Raw genomic sequence first — 10,752 nt, 5'->3', positions numbered from 1 at the left:
TTCCTCAATATGGGCTGCAACTATTTTTTCTCGGAGATCCACTGAATATGCTTTCATGACAGTATTATCTTTATTATTACTAACTGTACCTCATAACTTCGGAAACTGCTGTAATTTCTCTTGTAAAGATGAGCTAATTTCTTTGATTTATAGCTCCATTTTACTAGGTCTATAATTTCGTTTTTTACTTTAATTGATTAGACTAACTTATGATTTGTCTCTTGAATCTCTGATTTTATTTATTTGTTGTCCTCTCCGGGTGGTGTGCATTCTTATTGCTTCTTATTGAGAATAGGTTTTGATGACGTTTTTGGTGATTTACTGTTTCTCAAATGCCTTTTTTCACTTTATATGTTTGTTTTGATGCTCTCTTTAATTTTTTCTCTACGTAATTTACCTCTGTGACAGTTTGGGGTGCGGAATGTGGGTTACAAAACCGCCATACCCTTTTGGTCTGCTCTCAATTCCCAATAGGGTGGACTTCAAAAAATCTATTGATGCTGTTTCAGCCTCAGAGGACAAATAATTTTTGGCTGCTATTTCCAGATCAGGTACAATAATTCTAAATAATCCAGAAGGTTTAAGAATTTTAATTGTATTTTCAAGAGCGATGGAAAAATCTTCTAAAGTTAAGTGTTCTAGTACATGACTTGCATAAACTCCTGTGCAAGAGTTTGGTTCTATTGGTAGCCCTTTAACTATATCTCCGTATCGAATATTTTCGGGAAATCTTAATCGTACCATTCCACCTTCTAGAGCTTTAGTGCCTGAGTAAAATTTACCTAATACAGGTAATCTCTCAAGCCAAAGGTTTGGAGAAGCATCAAAGTTAATCCAAGAATCAGGTGAGGAAAGACCGCATCCATATTGAACATATTGACTTTTCATCTGGTATTCTGTTCTAAGGGTAGCTACTTATTTTAATCAGTCCTATTGTACAATAATCTTTGTATTAATGCAACTGAAACTTTCACATGACAGCTTAACACGCCGCCTTATTTAATTTATTTACAGCACTTCCCGGTGTTATGAGGTACATATTTAGCGGGCAAGATGCCCGCACTACAAGAGTTTCATCATTCAACTTTGTACTTCATCAGATCGGAAACCGCTGTATTTGCACAAGTTCAACATTTTTGGGGAATGCTAAAACTCAGACACCAAAAGATATCCGATACCATCATCTATTATACCTTGTCTCTCCTCAGTGGCATATTCATGGGAACAACCGTCGCCCCTATTGGTGCATGGTTCTTAGCCTGGGTATCCCTAACCCCCTTGTGGATGCTAGTAGTTAAATTTACACTAAAGACAGATGAAAATTATCCATCTCCCCCTGTTCTTGGCTTCATCTGGGGTATCGGTTATCACGGAGTTGCCATATCATGGATTACAGGTATTCATCCCATGGACTGGCTGGGTGTCCCTTGGCTACCGAGCTTAATTATTACCCTCTTTTGTTGGGCATTTATCAGCCTCTGGGGGGGAATTTTCGTCTCTGTTTGGGCGGCTTTAATGGTGCGTCTAAACAAGGGAAACCCTTATTTGCGTGTTCTCATTGGTATAAGCCTTTGGTGTGGCTTAGAAAGCCTCTGGAGTGCCGGACCTTTATGGTGGAGTTCTTTAGCGTACACTCAATCACCATACAATCTCGTAATTCTCCATTTAGGACAACTTTCAGGACCCAATACTGTCACTGCGGTAATTGTCGCTTTTAATGGCTTTATTGCTGAATATCTGACGCAAAGGCGCAAAAGCGCGAAAGAAGAAAGAACACTTCATCCAAAAACCTCTGTGTCCTCTGTGCCTCTGTGGTTCGTTAATTCCTACTTAATCTTAGCCACCACTCTCTTAATTACCTCCCATTTGATTGGCTTTATCCTCTATAGCAACCCCTTGAATTTTACCCCAAATACAGCTTTAAAAATTGGTATTATTCAAGGTAATATTCCTAATAAAATTAAGGTTCTTCCTCAAGGTTTGCGTCAGGCTATGACAGCTTACACTCAAGGATATTTAAATTTAACTAATCAAGGTGTCCAAGCTGTTCTTACTCCAGAAGCTTCTATACCTATTTTTGCCCGTAATTTACCCCAAACTCCTTTGTTAGCTGCTATTCGAGAACGGGGTGTGATAGCTTGGATAGGTGCTTTTGGTGAACAAGGCAGTAGTTATACAAATAGTTTATTTACAGTTTTGGGAAATGGGGAAGTTACCAGCCGTTACGATAAATCTAAACTTGTTCCTTTAGGAGAATATATTCCTTTTGAAAATGTTTTAGGAGGAATTATTCAACGTTTATCACCACTAGAAGCACATCAAGTTCCGGGTCAAGTTAATCAAATTTTTGATACTCCTTTTGGTAGGGTGATTATTGGTATTTGTTATGAATCAGCTTTTGCGGAAAATTTCCGTTATCAAGCTGCTATGGGTGGGAAATTTATCCTCAGTTCTGCTAATGATGCTCATTATACGCCAGCAATGGCAAATCAACATCATGCCCAGGATATCATGCGGGCAATTGAAACTGATAGATGGGCTGTAAGGGCAACAAATACCGGCTATTCCGCATTTATTAATCCTCATGGTCAAACTTTATGGAAATCAGGATATAATACCTACGAAACCCACGCAGAAACTATTTATCCCCGTCAAACTCAGACTTTATATGTACGCTGGGGTGATTGGTTAACTCCTTTTATCTTGGTTATAACTGCCTTAGTCTGGCCTTTGGTGAGCAAAAACTGTGTGAGATCATTTTTACATTTTTAATCACGGGAACGTTTAATTAGTGCCACCAGCAGGCAAATAATCGGCAAAAATATCCCTAAATTCCGCACTAAATCAATGTTACTATGTCTAATAGCGATCGCTATTAATGTCCAAAATGTCACATAAACATAAATAATATCATCGCACGTAATTGTGATTAAAGTCGCAATCGTTGCAGCTACCACAAGCATGATCATAGCCCATACTTGATGATTAAGTCCCCAACCATTCCAACCATAAAAATACAGTACACAAGCCACATTCACCATAGTGGCAACACTAGTCCAACTCAAATAAATACTCACGGGAATATGTAAACATAACTTTTTTCTCCCAGATATCCGCTTTCTGCCAATACGCAAAAGATGATAAATAACCATTAGTGGTACTAAAGTACCGAACATGGCCACCAGAGAAAGAGTAAAGAATCTAGATAGAAATAAATACAACCAAATATTTTGAAAAACACAAGCAATAACTAATAAATACCCTATTTTACGTAAGTCTTCATCCGTTCTTTTATAGGGGAGAAATTGATAAATTGCTAAAGTGAATAATCCTAAATAAATCAGTCCCCATACCCCAAAAGCATAGTTAGCAGGGATAATCAGCACACCTTGGTAAAATTTTTCATAAACCGCATATAAAGGAAGTCCATAGGGCGGAAAAATATTTAATGCTACATTCACTAAAAAAGAACCAACAATAGCTAATAAAGTGATCAGTTGTCGGATAAAATCTTGGTAATTTTGGTAATTTTGGTAATTTTGGTAATTTTGGTAATTGTCAGGGGTAGATCGCCGCATATATTCTATAATAGAGCTTAAACATCAATTTCTGTCCGTTTTAATGACATTATCATAATTAAACACCAATTTCTATTTATCCAACTATCTAAAGGTAGTTGACAGAAACTATAAAATCAGAATTGCATAATTAGACACCTCTGGTCAAGGTTCTAGGGACAATTCATGAATTGTCCCCACAACGGTTTCTAGTAACGCATATTTACAGCAGTTTCCAATCTGATGAAGTACAGATATTAATGATCAAAATCTTGTGGTGCGGGCAAGATGCCCGCCAAAAGTGTACCTCACCCTGATGGTAATACGCTGTAATTTTAATTTTTACTAAATGTCTAATAATTACCAACTTGGATCACTAAAAAGATGTATGACTAACTTCTCCTTTCTGGGTGGAACTGCGGTAATACAAGCCCGGACAATTTCCCCATCATCCAATTCTACCGTACAAGCGTGACAAGTACCCATCCGACAGCCGGTGGGAATTGATACCCCAGCCCGTTCTGCTACATCTAATAAAGGTTCTCCCACTTGAGCATTAACAGTAACATCATCTGGTAAAAAAGTAATTTCCATAGTCATTTCTCAGTTTTGAGTTGTTAATATTGTTAATAATTATTATTGCTTTCACCTAATTATTCTCACACCAATTATGATAACTTTGATCGCCATCAGCATCACGTCTAGTCATATTCGGATTATATAGTAAATAATCACTTATTATATCGCAATTACTTCTCAATAAACTTTCTAATGTAATATCTGACAATTTCCTGAGAATTATCCTACCTTCACTACTACCAGCAGCTAACATTTTACCATCTGGACTAAAACTGACACCGGTTAACTCCTCATCACCACCTTTTAAAGACATCAGTAAAACACCTTGTCTATTCCACAACTTAACCTGACGATCACTGTTTACTGCTAAAGTTTTACCATCTGGACTAAAACTAACACCAATAAAACCATCACCAGATCCCCTTAGTGTTTTTATTAATTTACCATTTTCACCCCAAATATTAACCATACCATCAAGACTAACCGAAGCTAAAACATCACCATTGGGTGACCATGCTACACCATTGACCCCGCGAGTATGGCCTGTTAAATTTTTGATGATTTCGCCCTCACTTGTCCAGAGTTTAACCAATTTGTCATCACTAGCAGAAGCTAATAATTTACCATTCGGACTAAAACTAACCCAGTTAATAGCATGAGTATGACCAACCAAAGTTTTTAATAATTTACCATCCCGATTCCATAATTTTATAGTTTTGTCCTTACTCCCAGAAGCGAGAATTTTACCATCACTAGACCAAGCTACGGCTAAAACAGTATCTTTATGACCTAGTAAAGTTGTGATTAGTTTACCATCTCGATTCCACAATTTTATTGTTTTGTCCTTACTCCCAGAAGCGAGAATTTTACCGTCACTAGACCAGGCCACACCCCAAATTTGATCATGATGACCAACCAAGGTTTTGAGTAATTTACCATCTCGATTCCACAATTTTATAGTTTTGTCCCGACTAGCTCCTGCAACAATGCTACTATCAGGACTAAAACTAATACTTGTTACCCAATCGTTATTTTCCTGGGGATTACGCAAAATTAAACTATCCCAACGCCATAAAATAATAGTTTTATCCTTACCACCAGAGGCTAAACTTCGGCCGTCAGGACTGAAATTGACGCTATTTACCCAATTATTATGTCCTCGCAGTGTTCCTAATAAATTACCATTCAGATGCCAAAGTTTAATTGTTTCGTCCATACTAGCCGATGCTAGAGTATGACCATCAGGGCTAAAATTGACAGCGATCACACCACCGCTGTGTCCAGCTAGAGTTTTTAGTAATTTACCTTCTCGACTCCATAATTTGATTTTTTTATCTAAACTCCCAGAAGCCAGAATTTTACCATCACCAGACCAAGCTATGGCGACAACAGCATCTTCGTGGGCTGGTAAAGTTTTAATTAGTTTACCATCTCGATTCCACAATTTTATTGTTTTATCGCTACTGCTAGAAGCCAAAATTTTACCATCACTAGACCAAGCTACGGCTAAAACAGTATCTTCATGACCTAGTAAAGTTGTGATTAGTTTACCATCTCGACTCCACAATTTTATTGTTTTATCTGTACTTGCAGAGGCGATAATTTGACCATCAGGACTGAAACTAGCACTATTGACTACAGAACTATGACCTAGTAAAGTTTTCAGTAACTCACCGTTACGATTCCACAGTTTAATTGTGTTGTCTTGACCAGCAGAAACTAGCATTTGACTATCAGGACTGAAATTAACACTATTGACTACAGATTCATGACCCGATAAAGTTTTTAATAACAGACCGCAAGGACTCCAAAGATTAATTGTTGTATCCGCACCTGCGGAAGCTATTAAGGATTTATCATTGCTAAATGTTACCATTTTCACCGCCGATATATGACCTTCTAAGCGGTTACGTTCTTTGACTCCATAAATTGCTTGGTACATTGCGGTTAGTGCTTTTTCCCTAGTAGAAGCATCTACCCATAAAGTTTTATGTAATTTTTGACCTGCTTTTAAACTTTCTTTGAGAGAATTAATACCTTTGTGAGCAGCAAATAAAGTTTCACTAGATGCACTTAAGGTTTGTATTTCACTATTCATGGAGGTAATTACAGAACTAGCCAAGCTAAAAATAGCAATAATAGAAGCTGTTAAAGCAATTTTCAAAGCAATATTTAATCTAATTGCATTCAAATGTTGTTTTTTTTGGCTTTCTACTAATTTTTCAATTAACTTTTTTTCTCTTAGTTCAGTTCTTAAGCGTTCAATTTTTATTTGAGTTTCTTCCTCTCGCTGACGTAATTCTCTTATTTCTGTAAGTAAATTATCTCCCTGTTGATTTTGAGTCTCTACTAAAATAACCTTCTCTTCTGTTTTGCTTAATTCACTTCTGAGCCGTTCAATTTCTTGATAGCTATTTTTGACCTTATCTCGCAATTGATTAATTTGTGTTTGTAGTCCAGATTCCTGTTGTTCTAAATGACGAATTAGGCCTACTAAGTAATCGTGAATTAATTGATATTGCTTGGGACAATTATGAAAGATAACAACCAATCCTGAATTAACCAAAATACTCAAAATTAGATCCAAATTACCGGTGTCTCCTAATTCTGACAATTCCGCTTTTAATTCTGCATAGGTTTTAAAGGGTCTTTTGTGATTTTCGTCGGTTAATAAATATAAAACTAGCAGAGCAGACCGTTCATTTTCTTGTCCACATTCTTTAATTAATTCTTGGATATATTCCTGAATTAACTTCTTTGGGCGATAGGGTTGATATTGTGCCAGTGTAGTTATACATTTATCTTGTAATTGTGCGCCCACTAATTGCAATTCTATGGGGCGAACTTCACCAACCTCTGAAGACAAATCAGCCAGTAAAGCATCAATTAAGGCTGGTTCTAATTTGAGTTGTGATTGCTGATGTAATTTATGGGAACGTTCAGTTAGGTTTTCAAGAAGTTGTCTGGCATTTTCAGCGGAAAAATTATTAAGTTGATAACGAAATTTTTTGTCTAGAATATTATTTTTAATTGTTTCTATTGATGAAACATATTTAAAATCTAGGAGACGATGTAAATAATCTTCGCGCAAAGTCAGAATAACTTTTACAAATGATATACTTAGACAATCACTAATAAATTTATCAAATTCTTGTTTTTGATGACCGTCTGTATCACCAAAGAAAAATTCTTCAAATTGGTCAAATATTAAAACTGTAATTAGATGATTATCTGCATTTTTTCGGAGTTGTTGGTAAATGAGATCAACATTCATATCTGGTTGGATATTATCTGAAGATTCTATAGATTCTATTTCTAGGGCTGATTTATTCGCCATTTTCAACATAGCTTTAGTTAAACAGTTCCCTAATTCTTTTAACCAATTTCTATATACTTGGACAACAACTGGTACAGCAATTTGATCACCTACACTGCGGTTTTGCAGTGCGGGAACTAAGCCAGCATTAACTAGAGAACTTTTACCTACACCTGATTGTCCATGAATAATTATCAATTTTTGGTCGGCACGGCTAATTCTACCAATTAAGTTATTAACATCATCTTCTCTGCCTGAAGCAGTAATTTCTAAAGCTATGTTACTATTTCCCAACTTACATATTAAACCGGTGTTGGTGACTCTTTTCTGCGGTTTTAAACATCCAGCACCGATAAATGGCACAAAACCATATTGTTGATCTAGAGAATTGAGTTTTTGTTTAATGATATAGGATTGAAGATACCGACCCGCTTGAAAGTATAGAGATTTCAAAAGTTCCAATAAGTTAATATAACGATATATATCATATTTATATTCACTACTTTCTAAAGCTAATAATAATTTGTAAGATGCTTGATCTATATATTCTGCTGCTACCGTTATTTTTCCCAGATTATTAAGTGCTTGGGCTAAGGTTAACATATAAATTTGTTCTAATAGTAGAGGTAATAAATAATGATTTAATTCCTCGTTATTTCTGGCTTTTTCTAGGTATATTAATGATGTATATGCTAAAATACTAGCCTGCATCGAATTTGAATTATGCAAAGCTATATGTGCTAAAATATTATAATCACAAGCTACTTGAATTTTCTGCCCATATATTCGATGTAATTCTAGGGATTTTTCAGCAACAACCTGTAATTCTGTCCATTCTCCTAAAATATATAAAATTTCTGCTAATTGCCTAATAAATTCAGATACTAATTTTTTACATCCAGTAAGTTCTAATATCTCAAAGGATTGCGAAATACTTGTTTTAGCTGATTGCAAATTACACTTACTTGCTCTTTTATTTTGTTTAGCAAGACGATAAAAGCATAGTCCAACGTACAACAATAAAATTGCCTTTTTTAAAGGATACTTATAGTCAAGAGCAGAATGATCTTTGTTGCTATAGCAGTCGCCACAACTCTTAATACATTTTTCTGTATTTTCTCTTTCTGGAAATAAATTTTCCTGTTGATCCCAAAAATGCAAACTTTTTTGAAAATTATTTAAAGCAGAATAAATTCGATTATTGATATAATCATCTATGCCAAAAATAAAGTCTAAACTGGAATTTAATTCTGGTTCTATTTCTATCCCCCAGTTCTTCAATTCAAAAATTGCATAATGGAGTTGATTCTTATTTGTCCAGATTTTTTCTAACCTGATGTGATTGCTCTGAGTATAGTCACCTTGTAAAATTTCGGTAAACAAATTCTCTGTTTCTTGTTGCAAAAGTTCTAGCAACCCCTGGGAATTCATGTCAAATCTAATTGGCGTGGCCGCCCAACTGGCAAAATCGGGAGCTAACTGCCAAATTTTAGCTAAAATTTGATCATTTATCCAAAAAACCATGGGCATTTGATAGCATTTGCGAAATTCATCCCGCACCTGATTAATGGAACGCAAAAGATCGTCTATGTCATCAACTAATTCAAACCCGGTAATCATTAATCCAGCAGGTTGGGTTAAGCTGAGTTGTGATTGAATTGTTGTATATAAACTTGTGGTTTTTTTATCTAAAGTGATAGTTTGGAGTTTGTCAGTTCCCCAACCAATTTCTACTAGTTGTTGCCGGATTAACTCATGCAAAAATTTATAGTTACAGCACAATAAGATGACTGAAAACTGATTTTTAGAAAAGGTAATGGCTCTGTCTAAACTACGTAATGACTGTTTATTCGTAGCGATTATATCATCTGCTTGCTGTTTTTTAACCATGATTTAAATTTTTCGGTTTCTGCTAAAACTGGGTTAATTGCAAACCAAACTCCTTGGTGATCACGATACTCAAATACAAATAAACTACGTAATAAAATCTCGTACTCTATGTCTCCTTTAACTCGTTGTTCTTGGATCACCTGAAATATTAATTCACTCTCATTCATATCAATGGCATTAGCACGATAATCTCGTTGTCTTCGGATTACCAATTCTACACAATTTCTGTCAAAGGGTGGATCTTGTTCTCGTAAACAATCAAATAGTAATCCTAACAGGTCGCGGACATGACCACCACTAATCAAGCATAGTCTATCTAGACTATCACTATTGTCAAATAATTGGGTAATTAAATTTAGACGCTCTGGGGGTGAACTGTTGGGAAATGCTCTTGCTAATACCATTTGGCGCATGAGTTCTAGTCCCTCTATGTTAATTTCCCCAGAACGTTGACGCACTGGGATCATTGGTAATATTTTCGGTGCTAGTCCCCCCCCTAAACGATGTTGTAGTTGGGCGCTATCGTTGGAAAATGTTAGTGCTAAGGGTATAGTATAAACTATATGGCAATTCAGTTTTCGTAATTGGTCTCCTCGATCAATGAATAAGTATTCCGGTAGCGATCGCCCAGAAGGTAATGGACGGATGGCTACTCTATCTAAGTTATCAACAATGACTACTAATCCTTTTTTACCCCTAGCTTTTAGTTCTAAATTGGCTCGATCTAGTAGTTCTGTGTTAATTGATTGGAGGATATTTTCTGTCCGTGGTTCTAGATAGTCTCTTAACCGTCTGCGTAAGTGTGGACTTTCTTTGGTTTTGGCGGTAATTTTACCAATACCTACGGATAATTCGGCTTCTACTCCTAATTCTATCGGTGTTTGCAAAAAATCCACCACCTCACTAAACAATTTAGTAAAGTACGTAGGTTGGACACGGAGTTTTATTGCTTCCATGCTTTTACTGACCAAACCAGCGATCGCTAAAAGAACATCTGTAATATCTATATCCACCATCTCTAAAACATGGGTAGACTCAAAATAGACAACATGAAAATCTTGCGCTTCTAACTCTGCTTTGAGCCTTAACAGTTCCGTTGATTTCCCACAACCCAAATGTCCGGTAAATAGTTGACAAGTTGGTATATTGGGAGAAATTCTGGTAATAGTCCGCAGCAAAGCCTCAATGATCTTACCCCCACGCACTGAAGCAAAATCAATATAATAGCTCCGGTCGTCTAAATTCTCAATCATCAAAGGTCGAGAAGGATTACAAGCTTGATAAAATCTTTCTAAATTAAGAAGCATAAAAATCCGGTTTACACTGTAATGGTCATGACACCACTTGTCATTTTCTTTTTACAGTGAAAAATCAGACCTATCCGCAATAATCAGGTATAGAAGTACAAAT

Annotated in this window: 7 protein-coding genes; 2 read left to right on the top strand and 5 right to left on the bottom strand. The window is 36.0% G+C overall.

The annotated features are described in order from the left end of the window. Positions 1–225 precede the first annotated feature (225 nt). Positions 226–405, top strand: a complete 180-nt coding sequence (locus tag H6F62_RS20855) for a C4-dicarboxylate ABC transporter (RefSeq protein WP_116543444.1) — start codon at positions 226–228, stop codon at positions 403–405. Here H6F62_RS20855 and H6F62_RS06045 read toward each other — a convergent pair. After that, a complete protein-coding gene (locus H6F62_RS06045; protein ID WP_190371569.1) occupies positions 394–888 on the bottom strand; it encodes a methyltransferase domain-containing protein in 495 nt (164 codons plus the stop codon). The two genes, H6F62_RS20855 and H6F62_RS06045, sit on opposite strands and share 12 nt — an antisense overlap. Before the next feature lie 255 nt (positions 889–1,143). On the opposite strand from H6F62_RS06045, the gene lnt reads away from it, so the two are divergent. Then, complete coding sequence (gene lnt / locus H6F62_RS06040; RefSeq protein WP_190371577.1) at positions 1,144–2,772, top strand: apolipoprotein N-acyltransferase; 1,629 nt, start codon at positions 1,144–1,146, stop codon at positions 2,770–2,772. Here lnt and H6F62_RS06035 read toward each other — a convergent pair. The 4 genes from H6F62_RS06035 to H6F62_RS06020 form a co-directional block, all read right to left on the bottom strand. Then, on the bottom strand, positions 2,769–3,578 hold the full coding sequence (locus tag H6F62_RS06035; protein ID WP_190371568.1) for a tryptophan-rich sensory protein: 810 nt from the start codon (positions 3,576–3,578) through the stop codon (positions 2,769–2,771). The genes lnt and H6F62_RS06035 overlap by 4 nt on opposite strands. Positions 3,579–3,917: 339 nt before the next feature. Further along, complete coding sequence (locus H6F62_RS06030) at positions 3,918–4,157, bottom strand: 2Fe-2S iron-sulfur cluster binding domain-containing protein (protein ID WP_137907864.1); 240 nt, start codon at positions 4,155–4,157, stop codon at positions 3,918–3,920. 49 nt (positions 4,158–4,206) lie between these two features. Continuing rightward, positions 4,207–9,342, bottom strand: coding sequence for a PD40 domain-containing protein (locus H6F62_RS06025; RefSeq protein ID WP_190371567.1), 5,136 nt, complete (start codon positions 9,340–9,342; stop codon positions 4,207–4,209). Further along, a complete protein-coding gene (locus H6F62_RS06020) occupies positions 9,312–10,649 on the bottom strand; it encodes a P-loop NTPase fold protein (RefSeq protein ID WP_190371566.1) in 1,338 nt (445 codons plus the stop codon). The genes H6F62_RS06025 and H6F62_RS06020 overlap by 31 nt, the downstream gene beginning before the upstream one ends. Positions 10,650–10,752 lie beyond the last annotated feature (103 nt).

The sequence above is a fragment of the Anabaena sp. FACHB-1391 genome, from assembly GCF_014696755.1.
In the GTDB taxonomy this organism is placed as follows: domain Bacteria; phylum Cyanobacteriota; class Cyanobacteriia; order Cyanobacteriales; family Nostocaceae; genus Dolichospermum; species Dolichospermum planctonicum.
This window is presented reverse-complemented; position numbering and strand designations above follow the sequence as displayed.

What these genes read in the sequence shown, in the direction of transcription:
- H6F62_RS06035 (WP_190371568.1), bottom strand. Translation starts at nt 3,578, where the DNA reads ATGCGGCGATCTACCCCTGACAATTACCAAAATTACCAAAATTACCAA.
- H6F62_RS06025 (WP_190371567.1), bottom strand. Translation starts at nt 9,342, where the DNA reads ATGGTTAAAAAACAGCAAGCAGATGATATAATCGCTACGAATAAACAG.
- H6F62_RS06020 (WP_190371566.1), bottom strand. Translation starts at nt 10,649, where the DNA reads ATGCTTCTTAATTTAGAAAGATTTTATCAAGCTTGTAATCCTTCTCGA.
- H6F62_RS06030 (WP_137907864.1), bottom strand. Translation starts at nt 4,157, where the DNA reads ATGACTATGGAAATTACTTTTTTACCAGATGATGTTACTGTTAATGCT.
- lnt (WP_190371577.1), top strand. Translation starts at nt 1,144, where the DNA reads ATGCTAAAACTCAGACACCAAAAGATATCCGATACCATCATCTATTAT.
- H6F62_RS06045 (WP_190371569.1), bottom strand. Translation starts at nt 888, where the DNA reads ATGAAAAGTCAATATGTTCAATATGGATGCGGTCTTTCCTCACCTGAT.